The organism is Nonomuraea sp. NPDC050404 (assembly GCF_040655495.1).
In the GTDB taxonomy this organism is placed as follows: domain Bacteria; phylum Actinomycetota; class Actinomycetes; order Streptosporangiales; family Streptosporangiaceae; genus Nonomuraea.
In genome coordinates this window covers 145,883-169,255 of record NZ_JBFAKB010000015.1, presented here as the reverse complement: position 1 = coordinate 169,255, position 23,373 = coordinate 145,883, and the positions used below count along the sequence as shown (strand labels likewise).

Below are 23,373 nucleotides of genomic sequence, written 5' to 3'. Positions count from 1 at the left end.
ACGCCCCGTGACACGCGCCCCCCATACCCGCCGCGCCCCCTGGCGCACAGTGCCCTGACGTGCCGCCTGTGGTCGGGCGTCGGCCGTGCGCTACCCCGCCTCCTGACCGGGCGAGGGCTGGTGGACACCGGGCTCGAAGGTGGCGGGGGCGGAGGCTGGGGAGCGCAAACCGTCTCGGAGCACGGACAGGGCGCGCTCGGGGTTCATGCCCGGGAGGGCCGGGCGGCCGCGTAGGGCGAGGATCACGCCGCCGAGCAGGGCCATCACCTCGGCGATGCCGACATCGCGACGGACCGTGCCGTGCTCCTGCGCCCGAGTGAGCAGCCGGGCCATCTCCTGGCGGAATTCGGCGGTCATCGCGGCGACCGTACTCTGCACGTCGATGCCCGCGCCGGTGAGGGCGTCGATGAGTTCCGCCTTGGCCTGGGCGTCGGCGACGGTGGCGTCGATGGTGGTGAACAGCGCCTCGGCCGGGTCGGCTGCGGTGCGGGCCGCGCGGGCCTGCTCGATCAGGGATCGCAGCCGTTCCTGGATGATCGCCTCGAAAAGCGCCTCCTTCGTGGGGAAGTGGCGGTAGAGGGTGCCCGGACCGACGTGGGCGCGGCGGGCGATCTCGTCCAGAGAGACCGCGCGGCCCTCGGCGGCGAACGCCTGCCTGGCCGCTTCCAAAATCCGCTGCCGGTTGCGGCGCGCGTCGGCCCGCAGGGGCCGGTTGTCTGCCTGCATGTGGTTCAGCTCCTCGATCCCACAACCGGGGCGATGTCTCCACTTATGCTAGCGTCCCGACATACGGGGCGATGTCTCCGTTTAGCGCTCGACTTTCCGCCACAAAGGGGACGTGATGACCACAACAGAGGCAACAGACCGGACGCGAACCGCGTTCTTGGCGCTGGATTTCGTGACCTACATCGTCGAGAACTACAGCCACGACCCCGCCGTCGTGCAGCATGCCGCGCGGGCGCTGGAGTCGGCGCGCACCGCCGGGCTGCCGGTGTTCCACGTGGTGCCGGGCCCCATGCGCGAACAGATCCATCCAGCCCTGGCGCCAAGGGACGACGAGCCCGTACTCGCCAAGTCCTCATTCGCCGCGTTCGCCACCACCGACCTGCACGAACGACTCCGGGCCGCCGGCGTCGGCCGCCTCGTGATCGCCGGCGTGGCGACCTCGGGCACGGTGTTGTCGACCACCCGCTGGGCCCACGACCTCGGCTACCAGGTGGCCGTCTGCGCCAACGCGTGCGCCGACCCCGACCCCCAGGCCCACGCCGCACTCGTCGACACCACGATCTTCCCGGACAGCTGGCTCGGTCTGTGGCGCATCGCCCGCATGGTGCACCCGGCCGAGGTCGGCGACGCCATCTGGGAGGCGTGAGGCGGGGGGCGGCCGTCACTGGTGTGGCGGGTCGTTCGCAAGGGGTACGGGCCGGCCCTCGGCCGCTGTTGTGTCGTCGCCTCACCGTAGACTGACCGCATGCGCGTGACCATGCGAGACGTGGCCCAACACGCCGGCGTTTCAGTGAAGACCGTCTCGCGCGTGGTCAACCGCGAGCCGCACACCCGGCCTGAGGTGATCAGGCGGGTGCGGGCCTCGATCGACGAGCTGGGGTGGGTGCCGAACGGCAGTGCGCGCGCCCTGCGAACCGGGCGGACCGGGATCGTGGGCATCGGGGTGGCCGAGTTGCGCAGGCCCTATCTCGCGGGCCTGGTGGAAGCCCTGGTGACGGAGGCCGACCGGCGGGGGATGCAGGCCGCCGTCGAGCCGACCCACCGCCAGGCCGAGAGCGTTCACAGGCTGCTCGACGCGCGTGGGCGGGTGTTCGACGGCGTGGTGCTCATCGGCCATGACCTGCCGGACTCCGTCTCGGGCGCCCTCGGTGCGTGGCCGATCGTGGTCGTGCAAGGCGCGCCATCGCAGAGCACGTCGTCGTCAGAGAGCGCGCCGTCGTCGCAAAGCACGCCATCACATGGCCAGGCGTCACAAAGCGCGGCGTCACAAGGTGGGTCGGATCGGGTGGATGAGGATGTGGTGGAGGCTGCCATGCTCATCGCCCGCCACCTGGCCGTCATGGGCAGGACCCGCCCCGCCCTGATCGGCTCGGACAGGGCCGGGGTCAGCGGGTTCACGTTGGGGGCGCTTGCCAAAGCCGGGATCGATCCGGAGTCGGTGCCGGTGGTGCGGCTGGAATCGCCGGCGGACCGCCGGGCGGGGGCGCGGGCCGTGGGCGAGGTGCTGGCCGGGTGCCCGGAGGTGGATGCGCTGGTCTGCGTCAATGACGAGGTGGCTCTCGGCGCGCTCGCGGCGCTGGCGGCCCACGGGATCGCCGTGCCCGACCAGGTGGCGGTCATCGGGTATGACAACCTGGAGGACGGCTGGTTCTCCACGCCGTCCCTCACCACGATCGACCCGGGCAGGGAACGCATCGCCCGTACGGCGTTCGACCTGCTCGGGAGCCGCCTCGACGGGACGGCGCCCGAGCATGCCCGCGAGGTGGTGCTGCCCGCGCGGCTGATCCGCAGGGAGTCGACGCTCGGAAGCGGGGCCGGGTGAGGCAACCGACGCTGGCCGACGTCGCGGCGCGCGCCGGAGTGTCGGCCAAGACCGTCTCCAACGTGCTGCTCGGCCGCCCCAACGTCTCGGCCGCGACCCGGGAGCGGGTACGCGCGACCGTGGCGGAGGTCGGTTACGTGGTCAACCAGGCGGGCAGGGGGCTGGCCTCCGGCAGGACCGGGCGGATCGCGGTGGTCGTGCCGATCCTCTTCCAGCCGTACTTCGCCGAGATCGCCGAACGCCTGATCCTCGCCCTCGCCGACCGCGGCCTGTCCACGACGTTGCGCATCGCCCACGGCCGCGACGCCGAACGGGACGCCGCGCTCGGCGTGACGACCCGCGACGTGGACGGCGTGATCATCTGCCCCCACCACTTCGACGGCCGCATGATCGAGGAGCGGGCGCCGCGGCGGCCCGTGGTGCAACTGGGCGGCCGTCCCACCCCGCTGCTGGACTGCGTCGTCATGGGTGAGCGTGAGGGGTTCGAGGCGATCGTCGGGCATCTGCTCTCCTCGGGGCGGCGCCGGATCGCCCTGGTCATGACCGAGCCGGCCGGAGACCGCTATGCCGGATATGTCGCCGCTCTGGAACAGTACGGCGTGCCGTACGACGAGACGCTGCTGGCCTTCGGCTCCGACGGCGACCGCCGGATGTCCGCGTACGAGGCCATGGTGGGCCTGATCCGCTCCGGCGCGAGGTTCGACGCGGTCGCCTGCTTCAACGACGCCACCGCGAGCGGGGTACTGCGGGCGCTGCAACGTCACGGGGTCCGCGTGCCGCGGGAGGTCGCGGTGACCGGGTTCGACAACACCGACGAGGGCGAGTTCACCATCCCCTCGCTCTCCTCGGTCAGCCCCGAGCAGGAGGAGATGGTCACGGCGGCGATCCGCATGCTCCTGGAGCGGATCGAGGGGTATGGCGGGCCCGGCCGCGAGGTTCGTACGGGCGCCCGATTGGTGCTGCGCGACTCTTCGCGCTGACGAAAACGCTGAAAAAACGCCGAGAACCACCGAGAAGCGCCGAGATGCGCTGAGCGAGCTGACACCTGCCGGCAACAGATCCGAAAATTTCGTGACATGTCTCGTTATTGACAACGCTGAACTAACGCCTTTAACGTCGTGTGCACTCTGAACGGCCGAGACGTCAACGTCGCTCGCTTCACCCCCCACTTTCCTTCACCCCACCTGGGCTCCCCATGCCCGGAAGCCATGCGGGTCCGCCTCACCCGCCCCCTCGCCTCTCGAAGGAGTACGCCATGGCCAGCAGGACACGTTCGTGGTGCGGAGTCGTACTCGCCTCCGCCCTGGCTCTCACCGCATGTTCGAGCGGAGGTGACGGCGAGGGCGGCGGCGGCAACACGCTGCGGGTGCTGGTGCTCAAACACGCGCTCACCGGGCCGATGAAGGACATGGCCTGGGTCGCCGAGCTGGAGAAGAAGGCCAACGTCAAGATCACCTGGGAGGAGGTCTCGGCGGACTGGGACCAGAAGAAGTCGGCCATGCTCGCGGCGGGCGACGTACCGGACCTCGTGGTGGGCACGAACGCGATCACCAACTCCGACCTGGCGACCTTCGGCACCGCCTTCGAGGACCTCAAGGACGACCTCGGCAAGCTCCCGAACGTCAAGGCGCTGTTCGACGCCAAGCCGGAGCTGCGCGCGATGGCGACGCGGACGGGCGGGGAGATCTACACGGTCCCCGGCTACAAACGGTTCTGGCCGCAGACGGTGACGCACCAGTACATCAACAAGAAGTGGCTGGACGAGCTCGGCCTGAAGACGCCGACCACCTGGGACGAGCTCTACGACGTGCTGGTGGCGTTCAAGGAGAAGGACGCCAACGGCAACGGTGACCCGGACGACGAGATCCCGATGGACTGGTCGCCCGTGGACACCGGCGGGTTCGGCTACTTCCAGCCGTCGGTGCTGCTGGGCAGCCTGGGCCTGCCCATCTCCGCGGGCGGCGGCCAGGGGTACTTCGTCGAGGACGGCAAGGTGCGCAACTTCTTCGTCGACGACCGCTACAAGCGGGTCATCGAGTTCCTGCACAAGTGCTTCGCGGCCGGGCTGATCAGCAAGGACGTCATGACGCAGGACTACACCGGCTACCAGTCGGTCGGCCGGGGCCAGGGCGACGTCGCGAAGGTGGGCTTCAGCTGGGGCTGGACGGCGAGCGACCGGTTCGGCGCCCAGCTGGCCGGGCAGTACCGGGCGACCGCGCCGCTGCTCGCCGAGGCGGGTCAGAGCACCCCGACGACCTGGACGTACGACAGCTACGGGGAGAACTTCCCGGCCAACCAGATCGCGATGTCGGCGAGCACGGGCAACAAGGACGCGGCGCTGCGGGTGATCAACGCCTTCTACGACCAGGACATCTCCATCCAGGTCCTCTTCGGGCAGTTCGGGCGCAACATCACCAAGGCCGGCGACAAGGAGTACAAGGTGCTGCCGCCCGCGGACGGCAAGAGCGACCCCTCCTCCTGGAAGTGGACCACCACGCTCGCCGACAACGGGCCCACCTGGATCAGGGACGACATCGAGGTCACCCTCCCGACGGACCTGCAGGAGGCCGTGGACCAGTCCGAGCCGCTGCTGCCGTCCATCAAGAACATGGACCTGAAGCGGGACGTCTTCCCCGCGCAGTTCATCCAGATGAGCGCCGAGGACCTCACCACGCTCTCCACGAGCAACCAGACGATGCTGAGCATCACCCAGCCGAAGTTCGCGCAGTGGATCACCAAGGGCGGCGTGGCCGGGGAGTGGGACGCCTACGTGCGGCAGGTCAACGGCTCGGGCATGCCGGCGAACGTCGCGACGCTGCAGCGCTACTACGACAAGTACGCGGCCCAGCGCTCATGACGGTGACCACGCATCTGCGGCGCCACTGGCAGCTGTGGGCCATGCTGGCCCCGGCGATCGCCTTCGTCGGCGTCTTCGCCTACATCCCGATGTACGGCATCCAGCTCGCCTTCCGGAAGTTCTCCTTCCAGCACGGCCTGACCGGCGGCGAGTGGGTCGGCTTCAAGTACTTCATCCAGTTCTTCGAGAGCCCGCTCTTCTGGACGCTCATGCGCAACACCGTCACGATCAGCCTGGTCACGCTCATCGTGGGGTTCATCGCGCCCATCCTGCTCGCGCTGGTCGTCAACCAGGTCGTGCACTCCGGGCGCAAGCGGTTCATGCAGACCGCGACCTACCTGCCGCACTTCATCTCCACCGTGGTGATCGTGGGCATGCTGCAGGTCTTCCTGTCGCCGTCCTCCGGGCTGGTGACCACGCTGTTCGGGATCACCGACGTCAACCTGCTGGGCGACACCTCGGCGTTCGTCCCGGTCTACGTCATCTCCGACGTCTGGCAACACTGCGGCTGGAACAGCATCATCTACCTGGCCGCGCTGTCCCGGGTGGATCCGCAGTTGTACGAGGCCGCCAGGATCGACGGCGCGAGCCGCTTCAGGCTCATCCGGCACGTGGACATCCCCGGGCTGATCCCCACCATGGTCGTGCTGCTGATCCTCAGCATGGGCGGGGTGCTGAGCACCGGCTTCGAAAAGGTGTTCCTGATGCAGAACACGCTCAACCTGCCGGTCTCGGAGGTCATCTCGACCTACGTCTACAAGATCGGCATCCTGAGCAGCCAGTTCAGCTACTCCACGGCGATCGGGCTGTTCAACACGCTGATCAACTTCATCTTCCTCATGGTCACCAACCAGATCGCCAAGCGAGTGTCGGGAACGAGCCTGTGGTAGCCGCGTACTTCCGGAGCAGGACCCCTGGCGACATCGCCTTCTCCGTCGTCCTGGCGGCGCTGTGCGTGCTCATCCTGACCGCCGTGATCTACCCCGTCTACTTCGTCGTCATCGCCTCCGTCAGCGACCCGACCCTGGTCGCGACGGGCCAGGTTTGGGCCTTCCCCAGGGGCGTCAACCTGTTCGGGTACGAGCAGATCTTCAAGGACGAACGCATCTGGAACGGCTACCTCAACACCCTGCTGTACAGCGGTGTGGGCACGGCGCTGAACCTCTGCGTCACCCTGCCCGCGGCCTTCGCCCTGTCCAGGCGGGAGTTCCGGCCCCGCAAGGCGATCATGTTGTTCTTCGCCGTCACCATGTTCTTCCAGGGCGGGCTGATCCCCACGTACATGCTCTACCGGGATGTCGGCCTGCTGGACAACTGGCTGGTCTTCGTGCTGCCCGCGGCGGTGAACGTCTACAACCTGATCATCGCCCGCGCCTTCTTCGAGAGCTCGGTGCCGGAGGAGTTGTACGAGGCGGCGGCCATCGACGGCATCTCCTACTTCGGCTACTTCCTGAAGATCGCGGTGCCGCTGTCGAAGGCCATCATCTCGGTGATCGGCCTGTACTACCTCGTACAACACTGGAACGACTTCTTCACCGGCCTGGTCTTCATCCGCGACTACGACAAACAACCGCTGCAGATCGTGCTGCGCGACATCCTGCTGTCCAACCAGGCGTTCGCCGGCGGCGCGGGCTCGGCGGGCGGCGCGGGCAACTACGCGCAACAGTACGCCGACCAGATCAAGTACGGCGTGATCATCGTCTCGACGCTGCCCGTGATCGTGCTCTACCCGTTCCTGCAGCGCTACTTCGAGAAGGGCGTCATGATCGGGGCGGTGAAGGGATGAACACGCTGCTCGGCTGGCACACCCGCGCCGGCGAGATCGGGCTGCGCCTGCTCCGCCTCCACCTGCTCTGGCTCGGCTGGACCCTCGCGGGCGGGATCGTGCTGGGCGTCTTCCCCGCCACCGCGGCCGTCTACGCCGTCATCCGCCGCGACCTGCGCGGAGGCGACGAAGCCGCTCCCCTGCGCCAGGAGTTCCGCACGGCCTGGCGCAGGGAGTTCCGCGCCGCCAACCTCCTCGGCCACACCTTCCTCATCCTCTGGGCGCTGCTGCTCCTCGACCGCCACCTGGTGGCCACGGTGGACCTCGGCCAGGCGGGCCCGGCGCTGGCCGGGCTGCTGTGGCTGCTGGCCTTCCTGCTGTTCTGCATGTCCGCGGCCGTCGGCCCGCTGGCCGCGCACTTCGCCGAGAGCGTGCCGAAGCTGGTGGTACGCAGCGCGCTGCTCGTCCTGGCGCGGCCGGCCGTCGCCGCCTTCAACGCCCTGACCGTGGCGGTCGTGCTCTGCGCCTACTACGTCCTGCCCGGCCTGGTCCCGGTGTTCGGCGTCGTGGCGCCCGCCTACCTGTCCTCCGTCTACCTCTGGTCCACCCGTCTGCTTCCGAAGGAACAAGATGCTCATCCAATCGCGCCCCAATGAAGTCCTGCGGGTCGAACCGTGGGGGCCGCACGCCTTCCGGGTGCGTTCCGCCCCCCTCTCGATCCGGGACGACCTGCCGGGAGCGCTCCTGGAACCCCCCGCGGCCGACGTGGCGCAGGACGGGAACACGCTGACCAACGGCCGGATCACCGCCGAACTGTCGGACGGGCGGCTGCGCTTCACCCGCACCGGGACCGGCCGGGAGTTGCTGGCGGACAAGGCGCCCTACGTCTGGCATCAGGGGCCCCGCGTGCACGCCCCGCTCGGCGACGGCACGTACCGCCTCGAACAGGTCTTCCAGGGCTACGACGGCGAGCGCATCTACGGCCTCGGCCAGCACCAGCACGGCCGCCTGGACCAGAAGGGCCTGGTGCTGGACCTGATCCAGCGCAACACCACCACGAGCATCCCCTTCCTGCTCTCCTCGCGCGGCTACGGCCTGCTGTGGAACAACCCCGCGATGGGCCGCGTGGAGCTGGCCGCCGACGCCACCCGCTGGGTCGCCGACACCGCCCACCAGATCGACTACTGGATCACCGCGGGGGACACCCCCGCCGAGATCATGGCCTCCTACGCTGACGCCACCGGCCACGCCCCGATGTTGCCCGCATGGGCGACCGGCTTCTTCCAGAGCAAGCTGCGCTACCGGACGCAGGAGGAGCTGCTGACCGTCGCCCGCCGTTACAAGGAGCTGGGCCTGCCGCTCTCGGTGATCGTGTCGGACTACTTCCACTGGGAGCGCTTCGGCGACTGGCGCTTCGACCCCGAGTTCTGGCCCGATCCGGAAGCCATGGTCAAGGAGCTCGACGAGCTCGGCGTCAAGCTGATGGTCTCGATCTGGCCCACCCTGGAGGCCGGCAGCGACAACTACGAGGCGATGCGCGCCGCCGGCCAGCTCGTCGGCAGCGTGGAGGGCGGCCCGCTCCTGCAGCCCTGGCCCGCCAAGGGGCAGGGCGAGCACTTCCAGCCCAACGCCTACGTCGACTCCTTCTCCCCCGGCGCCCGCCGCGCCCTGTGGAACGAGCTGCGCGAACACTACTTCGACCAGGGCATCGAGGTGTTCTGGCTGGACGCGTGCGAACCCGACCTCACCCCCCGCAGGGCCGAACAGGCCCTCTACGCGGCGGGCCCCGGCAGGCAGGTCGGCAACCTGTACGGCCACGTCCACGCCCAGGGCCTGCACGACGGCCTGACCGAGGCGGGCGTCGACCGGCCGCTGTCACTCGTCCGCTCCTGCTGGGCGGGCAGCCAGCGGCACGGCATAGCCCTGTGGTCCGGCGACATCCACGCCACCTGGGAGGCGCTGGCCACCCAGGTCAGGACCGGGCTCAACGTGGCCCTCAGCGGCATCCCCTGGTGGAACAGCGACATCGGCGGTTTCCACGGCGGCGACCCCGCCAGTGAGGAGTACCGCGAGCTGCTCATCCGCTGGTTCCAGTTCGGCGCGTTCTGCCCGATCATGCGCCTGCACGGCGTCCGCCACCCCGCCGGGCCGTTCGTGGCCGAGCAGACCGGGGCGTCCAACGAGGTCTGGTCGTACGGCGAACGGGCCCTGGAGATCATGCGCGAGCATCTTCTGCTGCGCGAGCGGCTGAAGCCGTACCTGATGGAGCTCGCGAAGGCCGCGCACGAGCGGGGCGAGCCGGTGCTGCGGCCGCTGCTGTTCGACTTCCCCGGGGACGTGCCCGCCCAGGAGGTGGACGACCAGTTCATGCTGGGGCCCGACCTCCTGGTCGCCCCGGTCCTGGCGCCGGGCGCCGCCCGCCGGACGGTCTACCTGCCGGCGGGCGTGCGATGGGTGGAGCTCGCGACCGGGCACCTCCACGACGGAGGCACCGTGGAGGTGGACACGCCGCTGGAGCGCATCCCGGTCTTCGTGCGCGCGGGCTCCCCCGTCGCCGGCCTGGCGGTGAAGCCCTAGACCGGCCCGCGGCGGATGACCCTGGTGAGCTGCTGCCCCTCCCCCTCTCCCGCCGGCGCCGCCGGGGTGGACGGGTTCTTGGACACCAGCACGTCGGGCGGATCCTGGCGGTAGAAGATGTCGATGTCGACCTCCTCACCTCCCATGATCAGCGTGTCCCACGCCCCGCTGATCAGCAGCGTGCGCAGGGTCTCCGCCTTGAGCCCGCGCAGGTGCCCGCGGAGCGTGGCGTCATCCGGCATGCCGGGGATGCGCGGGGCCAGGCGGTCGCGGATCTGCCGCACCCGGTCCATGAGCGTGTCCAGGTCGGCGTCCCTGCTCACGTCACTGATCGCGTCGGGCGCGGCGGCCTCCTCGATGCCCTGCGCGATCTGGTCCTTGATCGCCCGCGTGACGCCCTGCCCGTCGGTGGTGACCATCGCCTTCCAGGCCCGGCTCTTGTGCCGGTACTGCAGCATGGACATGGCCGCCTCGTGCCGGATGAAGTCCGCGTCCCTGAACGGCAGGGCCCGCCAGCTCTGGCTGAGCGTCCTGGCCAGCGAGATGGCCGAGCCCAGCCCGCTGTTGAGCCCGCGGCCCGGCCAGAAGTGGATGGCGTTGGCGGCGTCACCGAGCAGGAACCCGTACGTGCCGGGCGTGGTGGAGGTCGGCGGGAGGAGCTGGGCGGTGAAGCGGGGCCGCTGCACCATGTCCAGCCGGAACGCGGTGACCGCGCTCAGGTTCTCCTGCGCCACCCCGAAGAAGCGCAGCCCCTCCATCGCCCGCGCCCACAGCGGCGAGCCCCTGACCAGCGCGGGCAGGAACAGGGTGCTGTGCGTCGAGCAGCGGAAGTCGCCCATGTCGGTGCGGTCCATGAGGCACGGGCTGGAGGCCACGCACTGCTCGAACACGCGCCGGACCGGATCGATGCCGATGACCTCCTCGGCCTCCGCGTCGGTCAGCCGCATGTTGAGGAAGCCCTCGCCCCGCAGGGCGTTGAGCAGGAAGCGGTTCTGCGCCACGGTGAGCAGCACCGTCGTGGGGTCCGGCAGGTCGGACTTGACCCGCAGGCCCAGCACGACGTCCTGGAGGTGGTGCCCGTCCAGCGAGTAGATGGAGGTGTCGGCCTGGCCGAACTTGTCGGCGAAGTGCTCGCGGGTACGTGACCGGCCGCCCTCGCAGATGGCCAGGACGTGGTCGCGCGCCGCGGCCTCCTGGTGCTCATTGAGGTCGAACCGCTCCGGGATGAGCCGGATCCGGTCGGGCCGCTCGCCGGCCAACTCCAGCAGCGTGTCCTCGATGTAGGCGATGCGCAGGTTGCGCGGGCTCCGGCCGCGGATCGAGTCGGGGCCGGGCGGCCACATCTCGGTGAACGCGCCGGGGGCGAACAGGCGCGCCTGCACCCGCTCCGGCAGGTTCGCGTACTGGCGGCTCTGGACCGTCACCACCTGCTGCCGGCGGACGTTGCCGTGCTCCTTGCCCTTCCACACGACCCGGTCGCCGTCCCGCATCCAGCGGCCGTCGTACACGGTGACCGCCACCCGCTCGCCCATGAGGTGGTCGAGGAGCAGGGCGAGGCCGAGCCCGACCGGGCCGCCGCCGCTGATCGTGACGCGCAGGACCGCGGCGGGGTCCAGCACGCGGGCCGCCCGCCGGCTGATCTCCCGCATGAGCTCGGGATCCATGATCGTCTCGTCCTCGTCGGAGGACTCGAAGCGGAACACCTCGTCGCCGATCGCGATCAGGTCGCCGGTCTGGAGCACATGGCTGGTCACCCGGTTCCCGTTCACCAGGGTGCCGTTGCGGCTGTCCAGGTCGCGCAGGACGTACCGGCCTTCCTCATACCGCACTTCGGCGTGCGCGCGCGAGGCCCGGTTGCCGGCGAGCACGATGCGGCTGTCGTTCCTGCGGCCGAGTGTCATCGGCCGGTCGTCGAGCAGATAACGTCGTCCCGACAGCGGGCCCTCACGCCCCACGATCACCGGTGGCATAGGTCACTCCCATTTCCCTATCCATTGGGCTGTAGACGCGACCTTCATTGTGAACCGGCGCGCGGAAAATAACCGCTGAAAAATACGCGCATAAGACCCCGGCGTCTCAGAATCCGGCCGTCTTGGCCACGGCCGCGATCTCCTCCGCCGCGCCGCTTCGCGCTCAGTCCGCGGGCGCGCCCTCGTAGCGGGCGGCGATCGCGGTGGCGCGTTGGCGCAGGGAGTCGCGCAACCACTGCGGGGCCAGGGCCTCCGCGCCCGTGCCGAGCTGCCACAACGCCCATCCGGCGTGCCTGGCGTCCTGGAAGGTCACCTCCAGCCGCAGCCGGCCGTCCCGGTCGGCGTCCTCGGCGAGCACGGCCAGCGCGGTGCCCACCAGTTCCTCCCGCCGCGCCGGGTGTATCCGCACCCGTACGACGACCTGGTCGCCGCCGGTACGGAAGCGGGTGCTGCGTTCCTGCCAGGCCCGGTCCAGATCGACCCGGTCCGGCCGCTGCGCGGGCTCGTCGAGCTCTTTGGCGGCCAGGATCCGGGACAACCGGTAGGTGCGGTCCTCGCCGGACCGCGTGGCCAGCAGGTATCCCCGGTCGCGCACGGTGACCAGCCCGATCGGATCCACCGTGCGCCACTGCGGCGTCCGGTCCACGGCCGCGTAGTGGATGTCCAGCTTGTGCCCGGCGAACACCGCGCGCAGGACCTCGGCCACGACGGCGTCGGGCACCTCCTCGGCGGCCAGCCGGCGCGACAACAGGTCACTCTCCGGGTCGATGAGCAGCCGCCCGGCCGCGCCGGCCGCGGTGTCCCGATAGCTCTCCGGCAGCGCGTCCACCACCTTGAGCATCGCCGAGGCCAGCGCCGAGCCGAGGCCGAACGCCTGCGCGCCGCGCCGCGACCCGGCGACCAGCAGGGCGAGGGCCTCGTCGTGGTTCAGCCCGGTGAGCTCGGTACGGAAACCGGGCAGCAGCGCGAACCCGCCGTGCCGTCCGCGTTCGGCGTAGACCGGAACGCCGGCCGCGGACAGCGCCTCGATGTCGCGCAGCACCGTACGGGTGGAGACCTCCAGCTCGCGGGCCAGCTCGGTCGCGGTCAGCCGGCCGTGCTGCCGCAGCAGCAGGACCAGCGAGACCAGGCGATCGGCGCGCATGCGTGAACTCTACCGAGATACACGACACACAATGTCGTGATTTGTCGGTCACCTCCGGCAGGGCCGCCCGCCGGAGGCGGCGTCTATGGCATGGGCCCCCAGGCTGGGCGGGACCCGGAGGCCGCCTTGCGGCCCAGCTTTCCCGCCCTGACCTGGACGGCCAGGCTGTCGAGGATGACCCGGGAGCTGAGCAGGGCGGTCTGCTCCGCCCAGTCGTACGGCGGCGAGCACTCCACCACCTCGATCCCGGCCAGCCCCGGCTCCGACACCAGCCGCACCAGGTTGAGCGCCTCCCGGGGAAGCAGCCCGCCGGGCTCCGGCCAGCCGGTGCCGGGCACGAACCCGGCGTCGATGACGTCGATGTCGAAGGAGAGATAGACGGCTTCGGCGTTCTGCCAGGCGATCTCCAGAGCGGTCTCGGCGATGCGCTCCACGCCGACCCGCTCCACGTCACCCACCGTGATCACGGTGGTGCCGCGCTCGCGCCCGACCTTGACCCCGGCCCTGGGCGCCTGCCAGCCGCCGATGCCGACCTGTACGAGGTTGGTGGCCGGGGCGTTCTTGATGTTGGTGGCGTGAAACCAGGGCGTGGTGTGCATGCGCTCGTCCAGGTCGGTCTCCTGCGTGTCCACGTGCCGGTCGAAATGGATGATGCCGACGTTCCCCTCCAGGTGCGGAGCGAGCCCGCGTATCGTCGGAAACCCAATCGAATGATCACCGCCCAGCACGACCGGCATCGTCCCCTGCCGGACGACATGGCTCATCGCCTGGCTGATCTGGTCGAAGGACTTCTCCAGGTTGCCGGGGATGGTGAACACGTCCCCGATGTCCACCAGGTTGAGCTGTTCACGCAGGTCCACGCCGAGCTCGTAGCTGTAGGTGCCGAACAGGTTCGTGGAGCGCCGGATGCCCTGCGGCCCGAACCGCGTGCCCGGCCGGTACGTCGCCCCCGCGTCCAGCGGCACCCCGAAGATCGCCACCTCGGCGTCCCCCACGTCGTTCACGTCCTCGACGTACGGGCATTTCAGGAACGTGCCGCGCTCACCCGCGAAATGGGGCCGCTCCCCCCGGGCGAACGTGGGGATCGTCCGGTCGGTGAGGGTGGGCGCGCCGGGCAGCCCGTACGCCAGCGCCCGCTCGACCTCCTCCTCGTGACGAACCGTCGGAATTTCCGCCTCCGCCCGCTGGGCCCAGGCGCCTTCTTGATTTACGTTGGCCATGATTCGGAGTGTTCGCTCGCGACGATCGGCTGTCCAGCAATGATCATTCTGGGTGTCACGCTCGCCATCATCTCCATGATCGCCGTCGGTCTCCTGGTGGCGCGCCGGGTGGCGGGCGACAGCAGGAACTTTCTGGTCGCCGGCCGCAGTCTGGCCCTGCCCGTGGTCGCCGCCACGCTCATGGGCCAGGCCGTGGACACCAACGCCACGCTCGGCGCCACCGACCTGGCGGCCGCGCTCGGCTTCTGGGCGGGCGCGGGGCTGCCGCTCGGCCTGGCCCTGTGCCTGCTGCTGACCGGGTTGTTCTTCGCCCGGCCGATGAACCGCATGGGCCTGACCACCCTGCCCGACTTCTTCAGGCTCAGGTTCGGCAGGGCCGTCGAGGTCGCGGCCGCGCTCCTGATGATCGCCGCGTTCGCGATCCTGGTCGCGGGCAACCTGGTGGCGGGCGGCTTCCTGTTCGAGCGGTTTCTCGGCACGTCCTACACCGGGGGCATCCTGATCATCGTCGCCGTGGTGCTGGTCTACACGCTGGCGGGCGGGATGCTCAGCGACGCCTACACCTCGATCGTGCAGATGGCCATCGCGGCGGCCGCCGCGTTCGCCCTGCTGTTCTGGGTCGCCACCACCTTCGGGCTGAGTCCCGCGCCCGGCACCGGCCCGTTCGATCTGGGGCAGTTGTCCGATCCGGGCCAGGGCGCGGTCGTCAACTGGGCCACGCTGGTCGCGCTCGGGATCGGCGACATCGTCGCCATCGACTTCATGCAGCGCATCTTCTCCGCCCGCTCCCCCGACGTCGCCCGCCGCGCCTGCTTCGTCGCCGCCGCGGGGACCGCGGTGATCGGCGTGCCGTTCGCGCTGGTCGCCGTCGCCACCGGCAAGGGCCTGCTGCCGCTGCTCGACGAGGCCGCTCCGGCCGGGCTGAGCGTGCTGGTGCTGGCCGGCATCGTCAGCGCGTCGTTGTCCACGGCCGACGGCGCCATCCTCGGCACCGCCGCGGTGGCCGTGCGCAACGTGGGCTCGGCCCGCCGCGTGCGACAGCCGGGCATGGCCGACCCGCTGCTGCGCGCCACCCGCTGGGCGATGTTGCCGGTGGTCGGCGGCGCGGTGCTGCTGGCCCTGCGGGTCCCGCAGACGGGCGTGCTGCTCACGCTGGCCTTCGACCTCATGCTGGCCTGCCTCGCCGTGCCGTTCATCCTCGGTCTGTGCTGGCGGCGCGGCTCCCCGTCCGCCGCGCTGGCCGCGCTGGCGGTGGGTCTGGTGGTACGGCTGTCGTTGTTCGCGCTCACGCCCACCATGTACGGCGCGCCCAACACCCTGCTCTACATTCCGAACACGCTGGCCGGCGCGTCCTTCGACGGCTGGCCCACGTTCATCGCGCTGGGCGCGTCGCTGCTCACCTATGTGGGGGTGGCGCTCGGCACCGGAGCGGCCGGGACCCGAGGCTTGGACCTGCGCATGGACGAAACCCGGACAGGCTGAGCCTTTCATGCCCATTAGGCCGGTTTTGATCCGCAGATACCGGTAGGTTAGGCTTACCTAAGTGGTTGAAGTTCAGGTTGTGGCCTGTGCGGTGCCCGCAACCTGCAGACGGTGTGCGCCCGCGCGGCCCTGACAACGTACAAGGAAACTCCATGCCGTTCAGGTTCACCCGCGTGCGCGCCTTCTCGGCCGTCGCCGCCACCGCCTTGCTGGTCCTCACCGGCTGCGGCACGTCCGACCCCAAGCCCGCCGAGCCCGCCGCCGCCACCTCGGCGGCGAGCGGGGGCGCGTTCCCGGTGACGATCGACAGCGCACTCGGCCAGGCGACGATCCCCGCGCAGCCCGAGCGGATCGTCACCCTGGGCCAGGGGTCCACGGAGACCGCGATCGCGCTCGGCCACACCCCCGTCGGCATCGAGAGCTACGAGTGGGGCAGCGACAAGACCGGCTACCTGCCGTGGGTCCACGAGGCGATCACCAAGGCCGGTGGCACGCTGCCCAAGCAGTTCACCGGCGGCGAGAACATCGACGTCGAGACCATCGTCGAACTTGAGCCCGACGTGATCCTGGCGCCGTGGTCGGGCATCACGCAGGACCAGTTCAAGATCCTCTCGGACATCGCGCCCACCGTCGCCTACCCGGACCTGGCCTGGAGCACGAACTGGGACCAGCAGATCGAGATCATCGCCAAGGCGCTGGGCAAGCCTGACCAGGCCGCGACGCTGATCGCGAACATCAGGAAGCAACTCGCCGACGCGGCCGCGACCCGGCCGAAGTACAAGGACGTGAGCTTCTCCTACATCTACACCAGCGGCCCCGGCACCCTCGGCGTGTTCATGCCCGAGGAGCAGCGGGTCGAGATGGTCACCTCGCTCGGGCTGAAGGTGGACCCGGTCGTCGGCACCTTCGAGGAGACCAAGGGCACCGACTCGGCCGTGATCGGCCTGGAGAGCGCCCAGAAGCTGGCCAAGAGCGACCTGATCTTCACGTTCTACAGCGACGCGAAGACCCGCAAGGAGATCGAGGCCCAGAAGTTGTACGCGGACATCCCCGCGATCAAGCGCGGCTCGGTGGTGGCGAGCAATGACAACCCGTTCGTCACCGCGTCCTCGATCATCAACCCGCTGACCGTGCCGTGGGTGATCGAACGCTACCTGCCGCTCATCGACGAGGCGGTCGGCAAGCTCGATCGCTGACCCTGTGACCGTCAACGTCGTACGCACCGCGCCGGGAGGCGCGGGCGCCCCTCGCGCCCGCGCCTCCCGGCTCGTGTGGTTCCTGATCGCCGCGCTGGCAGTGCTGGCGCTGTCGATGCTGGCCAGCATCACCTTCGGCAGCCTGCCGACCTCCGTCGGCGACGCCGTGGACGTGCTGCGCGGCACCGCGGACGCCAATACCGCCTCGGTCGTGCAGAGCCGCTACCCGCGCACCGCGCTCGGCCTGCTGGCCGGGCTGGCGCTGGCCGTCGCCGGCACCATCATGCAGGGCGTCACCCGCAATCCGCTGGCCGATCCCGGCCTGCTCGGCATCACCGCCGGGGCGTCGGCGGGAGTGGTCAGCGCCACGGCCTTCCTGGGCGTCTCCGGCCAGTGGAACACCGTGTGGTGGGCGCTGCCGGGCGCGCTGCTGGCCGGGGTCCTCGTGCACGTCATCGGCTCGGCCGGGTCAGGCGCGGGCCTGGTGCGGCTGGTGCTGGCGGGCGCGGTCGTGTCCGCGGTGCTGACGGCGTACGTGCAGGCCGTGACCCTGGGCCTGCCGAAGGTCTTCGACAGCTACCGCTACTGGGTGGTCGGCGCGCTCGGCGGGCGGGACTTCGACGTCCTGCTGTCGGTGCTGCCCACGGCCGGGCTCGGGCTGGTCATGGCGCTGCTGCTGGCCCCCTCGCTCAACACGCTCGCGCTCGGCGACGAGTCCGCCTCCGCGCTCGGCGCGCGCCCCGGCGTGACGCGGGCGCTCGGGCTGGTCGCGGCGACGCTGCTCAGCGCGGCGGCGACCGCGGCCGTCGGGCCCATCGCCTTCGTCGGGCTGGCCGTGCCGCACATCGTCAGGGCCGTCGCGGGCGCCGACATGCGCGCCCAGATCGTCTTCTCCGCCGTACTGGGGCCCGCGCTGCTGCTGCTCGCCGACGTGGTCGGCCGGGTGGTGCTGCGCCCGCAGGAGTTGATGGTCGGCGTCGTGACGGCGTTCATCGGCGCGCCCGCGCTGCTGGTCGCCGTGCGCAGGATGAAGGGCGGGACATGAGCAGGCCCCGGGGTTTTCTGGTGCTCGGGAGGGCGGTGGCCGTGCCCGTCTCACGCGTCCCCGTCACCGTCGGTCTCGTCCTGATCGTGCTCGTGCTCGCCGCCTGCGTGGCCACGCTCTCGCTCGGCCGCCTCGGCATCCCGCTCGCCGACCTGCCCGGCGCGCTGAGCGGCGGCGCGTCGGGCAAGGCGGCGTTCGTGCTGGAACGCCTGCGCGGCCCCCGCCTGGTCGTGGGCCTCGGGGCCGGCGCGGCGCTGGGCCTGTCGGGCGCGCTGTTCCAGACCGTCACCCGCAACCCGCTGGGCAGCCCCGACGTGATCGGCCTGGCCGGCGGCGCGGGCGCGGGCGCGGCGGCCGTCGCGCTGCTGCTGCCCGGCGTGGTGCCGGTCCCGCTCGGCGCGCTGGCCGGCGCGCTGCTGGCCATCGCGCTGGTCTACGTCTCCACCGGCACCGGTTTCCGCAACCCCGGCCGGCTCATCGTCGCGGGCATCGGCGTCTCGGCGATCGCTGTGGCCTTCATCCAGTACGTCGTGTACGCCGTCGAGCGCGACAAGGCGACCGTGCTGACCGCGTACGTCAACGGCAGCCTGTCGGCCCGCTCCTGGGAGCACGCCGCGACCATCGGGATCGTCCTGCTGGTGGTGGCACCGCTCGCGGCGGCGATCGCGGGCCGGCTGGGGCTGGCCGAGATGGGCGACGAGACGGCCGCCATGCTCGGCGCCGAGCCCGGCCGCACCAGGACGGCGGCCGTGGGGCTGTCGATCGTGTTGTCGGCGGGGGCCGTCGCCGTGGCCGGGCCGATCGCGTTCATCGCCCTGACCGCGCCGCAGATCGCCCGCCGCCTGACCCGCGGCACCGGCCCGCATCTGACGCTCGCCGCGCTGGCGGGCGCGCTGCTGCTGGTGCTGGCCGACCTGGCCGCGCAGCAACTCCCGCTGCCCGGCAGCCTGCCGGTCGGCATCTACACCCTGGCCCTCGGCGGCCTCTACCTCGGCTACCTGCTGGTCCGCGAATGGAAGAAGGGCACCCTGTGAGCAGCTTGGGCGCGCGGAACGTGACCGTCTCCTACGGCGGCGACCCGGTCGTACGCGACGTCAGCCTGGACATTCCGCAGGGCGAGCTGACCATGATCATCGGCCCGAACGGCTGCGGCAAGTCCACGCTGGTCAAGACGCTGGCCCGGATCATGAAGCCCGACCACGGCCAGGTGCTGCTGCACGAGCGCGACATCTGGTCCTACCGGGGCAGGCAGGCCGCCCGGCACCTCGCCCTGCTCCCGCAGAACCCGGTCGCGCCGGACGGCATCACCGTACGCGGCCTGGTCCGCCGCGGCCGCTACCCGCACCACACGCTGCTGCGCCAGTGGTCGCCGGACGACGACGCCGCGATCGGCTTCGCCCTGGAGCGCACCGGGCTGGGCGACCTGGCGGAGGCGCAGGCGGGCGAGTTGTCCGGCGGGCAGCGCCAGCGCGCCTGGATCGCGATGGTGCTGGCCCAGCAGACCGACCTGCTGCTGCTGGACGAGCCGACGACCTTCCTCGACATCGCCCACCAGTACGACCTGCTGGAGCTCTGCCGCGAGCTGCACCGCGAGGGCAAGACGATCGTGGCCGTGCTGCATGACCTCAACCAGGCCGCCCGCTTCGCCTCACACCTGATCGTGATGAAGGACGGCCGGGTCGTCACCGAGGGGCCGCCGCCGCAGGTGCTGACGCCCGAGCTGATCGCGGAGGTGTTCGGCCTGGCCTGCGACATCGTGCCGGACCCGCGCACGGCCACACCCATGGTCATCCCGCACGCCGCGCTCAGCCCTCCACGGGCCTGAACGGGTACGGCAGGCCGAACGCGGACGGTCCGAACACCGCGAGCGCCTCGGGGGTACGCATGAGCGCGGGCGTGGAGATGCCCACGACCGTGATCCGCTGACCGTAACGCAGGTTCTCGGTGGTGATCGGCTCGGCCTGCTCCGACTCCAGCACGCACACCAGGTCGGGCACGACGCAGCGCACCTCGCCGTCCACCAGCGCCACCAGGTTCTCGTTCTGGAACACCAGCTCCAGCTCGTGCCGCCCGTCGAACGACACCGCCGCCGCCCTGCCCCGGGCGAAGCCGGCCTCGGTGCGGCGTTCCACGTCGGCCACCTTGCCGCGGAACAACACGCGCAGGTGCCCGTACAGGGTGTCGCGCAGGGCCTCGGCCAGCGCCTCGATCGGGTCGGCCGAGCGTTGCCTGGCCTGCCTGAGCGTGCGGCCCACGGTGCGGGCCAGGGACAGCGTGCGGGGCACGGCCGTGCGTTTGACCTGGGCGCCGGTCATCGGGTACTCGGCGATGTGGGCGACGCCACCGAGGCGGATGGTGATGCCGCGGGCCAGCCATTCCATGTGCGCGTTGTCGGGGCCGGTGTCGATGAGCACGGTCTCACCGCGTTCGCCGGCCACGGCCATCGGCGAGCCCGGCACCCCGTACACGGCGAAGGTCTCCATCTGCAGTTCGGGGAAGGCGCGGCCCATGCCGTCGGCGTCCACGACGGGCAGGCCGGTCCTGGCGCCGACGACGAGCGGGATCATCGAGTTGATGCCGCCGCACTCGATCGGCATGGTCGCGCCGGCCTTCCTGCCCAGGTGGGACTCCAGCGCGCGCAGGGCGGCGACCGGCTCGGTGCCGCGCGGCAGCTTCTCGTGCACCACCGTCGGCGCGCCCATCTGGGCGGTGGGGATGACCAGCGTGTCGTCGTCCAGGTCGGACGGGTCGAGCACGGTGACGGGGCCGTGCTCGCGGATGGCCTGGCGCACCAGCAGGTGCCCGACGTAGGGGTCACCGCCGCCGCCCGTGCCCAGGAGGGCGGCGCCGCGGGCCAGGTCGGGCAGATCCTCCTCGGTCAGCTCCCAGCTCATCGAACTCCTCCGTACCGGCTCATCGAACCGTCCTGACCGGGTCGAGGTCGTAGCCGAAGTAGCGGGGCCCGGCCAGGGCCAGGCCCTCGGGGGTGTGCCAGCGCGGGTCGGCGGGGGCCGCGATGACCGTCACCCGCTGGCCGAAGCGCAGCGCCTCGGTGGTGACGGCCTCGCCGCTCTCCCGGTCCAGGGTGCAGATCAGGTCAGGCACGGTCGCCAGCACCCGCCCGCCGGCCTCGGCGACCAGGTACTCGTTCTGGAAGCGCACCACCATCTCGCCGCCGGCGTCGCCGTCCAGGCCCGAAAGGGTCGCGGTGCCGCGGGCGAAGCCGGTCACGGTGCGGCGTTCGACGTCGGTCACCTTGCCGGTGAACAGCGTGCGTCCGCCGAGCCGTGCGGCGACGGCGGCCACGGGGTCGGTGTGCGCGGCGCGGGACTCGCGGACCAGCCCGCCGAGCTCGGCGCACAGGGACAGGGTGCCGGGCACGAGCGAGTCGCGGGCCTGGGCGCCGTTCATCGCGTACGAGCTGATCATGGCCGAGCAGCCCATGTCGATGGTCGCGGAGCGGGCCAGCCGTTCGGCCCAGTGGTTGTCCACGGTGTCCAGGACGGCGCGGTTGCCCTTCTCGTCGGCGATGGCCATCGGGGTGGCCCGCACGCCGTACAGGGTGGGCAGCACCATCTGAATCTCCGGGAAGGCCCGCCCCATGCCGTCGGCGTCCACCAGCGGCAGCCCGAGCTGCGCCGCCGCGACCACCGGGATGAGCGAGTTGACGCCGCCGGCCTCGGCGCAGGCGATGTGGGTCAGGCCGCTGCCGAGGTAGCCGACCAGGGCGCCGGCCGCGGCGCCGACCTGCTCGACCGAGGGCAGCTTCTCCACCATCACGGTGGGCGCGCCCATCATGGCCACCTGCACCAGGGCGGCGTCGGCGGGCAGTTCCTCCAGCGCGCACAGCTTGACCGGGCCGTACTCGCGCACGGCGGAGGCGGCCAGCAGGCGGCCGATGTGCGGGTCGCCGCCGCCGCCGGTGCCCAGGATGGCCGCGCCGGTCGCGATGTCGTCCAGGTCGGCCAGGGTGATCTCGCGCATGTCCTCAGGCTCCCTTCACGTCGGTGAGCTGGAGTTCGCCCACGGCCTTGGCCCTGATGCGGGTGGCGTTGCCGGGCAGGTACGGGATGGGCACCTCGTCGAAGTCCACGATCTGCACGGTCGAGGGGGACGCGCCGGCCGCCACGGCCCGGTCCACGGCCTCCTGCTTGGCGGCGTCCACCACGGCGTCGCGGCGGCCCGGCTCCACGGCGTACACGCGGTCCACCTCGCCGCCGATCTGGGCGATGGCCGCGCCGATCGCGTTGGCCACGGCGTAGTGGTCGGGCCGCCGCACCTCGCCGGAGCCGGCCAGCTCGTCGGGCAGCAACATCGAGCCGCCGCCGACGGCCACGACGGGCAGCGGCTCGGCGGAGGTGCGCATGCGCTCCACGGCGTCGGCGACGTCGCCGGCGATGCGCCGCAGCGCCGCCTGGACCAGGCCCTTGTCCAGGTGCGCGACGAGGCCGGGGTCGCCGATCTCGGCCCGGCCCGCCGCCACGGCGATGTCGGTGGCGGTCAGCGTGCCGCCGCCGAAGACCAGGGCCTTGGAGGTCAGCTCGTAGCCGACGGAGTCGGGGCCGACCGCGCCGTCACGTACGAGGCTGCCGCCGCCGATGCCGATGGACAACACGTCGGGCATGCGGAAGTTGGTGCGGATCCCGGCCACGGTCACGTCGGTGGTGGCCTCGCGCGGGAAGCCGTGCCGCAGCACGCCGACGTCGCTGGTGGTGCCGCCGACGTCGACGACCGCGCAGGTGTCCAGGCCGGACAGGACCGCGGCGCCGCGCATGGAGTTGGTCGGCCCGGAGGCGAACGTGGCCACCGGGTAGCGGCGGGCGAAGTCGACGTCCATGAGCGTGCCGTCGTTCTGGCTCAGGTACAGCGGCGCGGTGATGCCGGCCCCGGTGACCGAGGTGGCCAGGCCGTCCACGATGTGCGCGGCCAGTTCGCGCAGCGCGGCGTTGATGATGGTGGCGTTCTCCCGCTCCAGCAGCCCGATCCGGCCGATCTCGGAGGACAGCGAGATCGCCGCGTCCGGCAGCTCGGCGGCGATGATCTCCGCGGCGCGCGCCTCGAACTCGGTGTTGACCGGCGAGAACACCGAGGTGATGGCGACGCTGCGCACCCCGGCCGCACCCATGTCGGCGGCGGCCTTGCGGATCTCGGACTCGTCCAGCTCGGCGATGTGCCTGCCGTCGAACTCGTGCCCGCCGTGCACGAGGTAGCTGCGCCCGGACACGGCGTCGATCAGCCGTCCCGGCCAGTCCACCATCGGCGGCAGCGACGCCCCTGCGGGCAGGCTCAGCCGCAGCGCCGCGGTGGGGGCCAGCCTGCGGGCCTCGACCAGGGCGTTGATGAAGTGCGTCGTGCCGATCATGACCGCCCGCACGTCCGCCGGGTCGAACGCCCGCTGCTCCTGCAACCCCGCGATGGCGGCCACGATGCCGGAGGTGACGTCGGCGGTGGTGCCGGTCTTGACGGCGGCCAGCACCTGCCGTCCGTCCAGGAGGACGGCGTCGGTGTTGGTGCCGCCCACGTCGATGCCGATGCGCACGAAGATCTTCCCCTATCTCTACAGCTTGTC

20 protein-coding genes are annotated in these 23,373 nt (G+C 71.1%); 13 read left to right on the top strand and 7 right to left on the bottom strand.

Annotated elements, in window-relative coordinates:
• Positions 1–90: 90 nt before the first annotated feature.
• Positions 91–726 (bottom strand): TetR/AcrR family transcriptional regulator, encoded by a 636-nt coding sequence (locus AB0I81_RS36505; protein ID WP_360666475.1) that lies wholly within the window; start codon positions 724–726, stop codon positions 91–93.
• 115 nt (positions 727–841) lie between these two features.
• Here AB0I81_RS36505 and AB0I81_RS36500 point away from each other — a divergent pair, with 115 nt between their 5' ends.
• From AB0I81_RS36500 to AB0I81_RS36465, 8 genes are all read left to right on the top strand, one after another.
• On the top strand, positions 842–1,372 hold the full coding sequence (locus AB0I81_RS36500) for a cysteine hydrolase (RefSeq protein ID WP_360666473.1): 531 nt from the start codon (positions 842–844) through the stop codon (positions 1,370–1,372).
• A gap of 99 nt (positions 1,373–1,471) precedes the next feature.
• A complete protein-coding gene (locus AB0I81_RS36495; RefSeq protein WP_360666470.1) occupies positions 1,472–2,548 on the top strand; it encodes a LacI family DNA-binding transcriptional regulator in 1,077 nt (358 codons plus the stop codon).
• Positions 2,545–3,528 (top strand): LacI family DNA-binding transcriptional regulator, encoded by a 984-nt coding sequence (locus tag AB0I81_RS36490; protein ID WP_360666467.1) that lies wholly within the window; start codon positions 2,545–2,547, stop codon positions 3,526–3,528. Before AB0I81_RS36495 ends, AB0I81_RS36490 begins: the two co-directional genes overlap by 4 nt.
• A 275-nt stretch (positions 3,529–3,803) precedes the next feature.
• A complete protein-coding gene (locus tag AB0I81_RS36485; protein ID WP_360666464.1) occupies positions 3,804–5,405 on the top strand; it encodes a hypothetical protein in 1,602 nt (533 codons plus the stop codon).
• A gap of 2 nt (positions 5,406–5,407) precedes the next feature.
• On the top strand, positions 5,408–6,295 hold the full coding sequence (locus AB0I81_RS36480) for an ABC transporter permease subunit (protein ID WP_360666461.1): 888 nt from the start codon (positions 5,408–5,410) through the stop codon (positions 6,293–6,295).
• Positions 6,289–7,191, top strand: a complete 903-nt coding sequence (locus tag AB0I81_RS36475) for a carbohydrate ABC transporter permease (RefSeq protein ID WP_360666458.1) — start codon at positions 6,289–6,291, stop codon at positions 7,189–7,191. Before AB0I81_RS36480 ends, AB0I81_RS36475 begins: the two co-directional genes overlap by 7 nt.
• Complete coding sequence (locus tag AB0I81_RS36470) at positions 7,188–7,826, top strand: DUF624 domain-containing protein (protein ID WP_360666456.1); 639 nt, start codon at positions 7,188–7,190, stop codon at positions 7,824–7,826. Before AB0I81_RS36475 ends, AB0I81_RS36470 begins: the two co-directional genes overlap by 4 nt.
• Complete coding sequence (locus tag AB0I81_RS36465; protein ID WP_360666453.1) at positions 7,801–9,747, top strand: TIM-barrel domain-containing protein; 1,947 nt, start codon at positions 7,801–7,803, stop codon at positions 9,745–9,747. Before AB0I81_RS36470 ends, AB0I81_RS36465 begins: the two co-directional genes overlap by 26 nt.
• On the opposite strand, the gene AB0I81_RS36460 is transcribed toward AB0I81_RS36465, so the two are convergent.
• The 3 genes from AB0I81_RS36460 to AB0I81_RS36450 all read right to left on the bottom strand — a co-directional run bounded on the left by AB0I81_RS36460 (position 9,744) and on the right by AB0I81_RS36450 (position 14,081).
• Complete coding sequence (locus AB0I81_RS36460; protein WP_360666451.1) at positions 9,744–11,717, bottom strand: FHA domain-containing protein; 1,974 nt, start codon at positions 11,715–11,717, stop codon at positions 9,744–9,746. The genes AB0I81_RS36465 and AB0I81_RS36460 overlap by 4 nt on opposite strands.
• Positions 11,718–11,880: 163 nt before the next feature.
• Positions 11,881–12,861, bottom strand: coding sequence for a WYL domain-containing protein (locus AB0I81_RS36455; RefSeq protein ID WP_360666448.1), 981 nt, complete (start codon positions 12,859–12,861; stop codon positions 11,881–11,883).
• Positions 12,862–12,944: 83 nt separating this feature from the next.
• On the bottom strand, positions 12,945–14,081 hold the full coding sequence (locus tag AB0I81_RS36450) for an agmatinase family protein (RefSeq protein ID WP_360666445.1): 1,137 nt from the start codon (positions 14,079–14,081) through the stop codon (positions 12,945–12,947).
• Between the two features lie 39 nt (positions 14,082–14,120).
• Between AB0I81_RS36450 and AB0I81_RS36445 the strand changes: the two genes are divergently transcribed.
• From AB0I81_RS36445 to AB0I81_RS36425, 5 genes are all read left to right on the top strand, one after another.
• The gene (locus tag AB0I81_RS36445; RefSeq protein ID WP_360666442.1) at positions 14,121–15,563 is read left to right on the top strand and encodes a hypothetical protein; all 1,443 of its coding nucleotides are present in this window, start codon (positions 14,121–14,123) and stop codon (positions 15,561–15,563) included.
• 152 nt (positions 15,564–15,715) lie between these two features.
• On the top strand, positions 15,716–16,759 hold the full coding sequence (locus AB0I81_RS36440) for an iron-siderophore ABC transporter substrate-binding protein (RefSeq protein WP_360666439.1): 1,044 nt from the start codon (positions 15,716–15,718) through the stop codon (positions 16,757–16,759).
• Positions 16,760–16,763: 4 nt separating this feature from the next.
• Positions 16,764–17,804, top strand: a complete 1,041-nt coding sequence (locus AB0I81_RS36435; protein ID WP_360666436.1) for an iron ABC transporter permease — start codon at positions 16,764–16,766, stop codon at positions 17,802–17,804.
• On the top strand, positions 17,801–18,838 hold the full coding sequence (locus AB0I81_RS36430; protein WP_360666433.1) for an iron chelate uptake ABC transporter family permease subunit: 1,038 nt from the start codon (positions 17,801–17,803) through the stop codon (positions 18,836–18,838). Before AB0I81_RS36435 ends, AB0I81_RS36430 begins: the two co-directional genes overlap by 4 nt.
• Positions 18,817–19,629: an ABC transporter ATP-binding protein gene (locus AB0I81_RS36425; RefSeq protein WP_360666430.1), complete on the top strand. Its 813-nt coding sequence runs from the start codon at positions 18,817–18,819 to the stop codon at positions 19,627–19,629. Before AB0I81_RS36430 ends, AB0I81_RS36425 begins: the two co-directional genes overlap by 22 nt.
• Here the strand turns inward: AB0I81_RS36425 and AB0I81_RS36420 are convergent.
• Genes AB0I81_RS36420 through AB0I81_RS36410 form a run of 3 tightly spaced genes read right to left on the bottom strand, consistent with a single transcriptional unit; the run spans position 19,610 to position 23,343 of the window.
• Positions 19,610–20,698, bottom strand: a complete 1,089-nt coding sequence (locus tag AB0I81_RS36420) for a DUF917 domain-containing protein (RefSeq protein ID WP_360666427.1) — start codon at positions 20,696–20,698, stop codon at positions 19,610–19,612. The genes AB0I81_RS36425 and AB0I81_RS36420 overlap by 20 nt on opposite strands.
• Positions 20,699–20,717: 19 nt before the next feature.
• The gene (locus AB0I81_RS36415; RefSeq protein ID WP_360666424.1) at positions 20,718–21,788 is read right to left on the bottom strand and encodes a DUF917 domain-containing protein; all 1,071 of its coding nucleotides are present in this window, start codon (positions 21,786–21,788) and stop codon (positions 20,718–20,720) included.
• Between the two features lie 4 nt (positions 21,789–21,792).
• Positions 21,793–23,343 carry a hydantoinase/oxoprolinase family protein gene (locus AB0I81_RS36410; RefSeq protein ID WP_360666421.1) on the bottom strand — a complete coding sequence of 517 codons (1,551 nt, stop codon included), beginning with the start codon at positions 23,341–23,343 and terminating at the stop codon, positions 21,793–21,795.
• Positions 23,344–23,373: the final 30 nt, after the last annotated feature.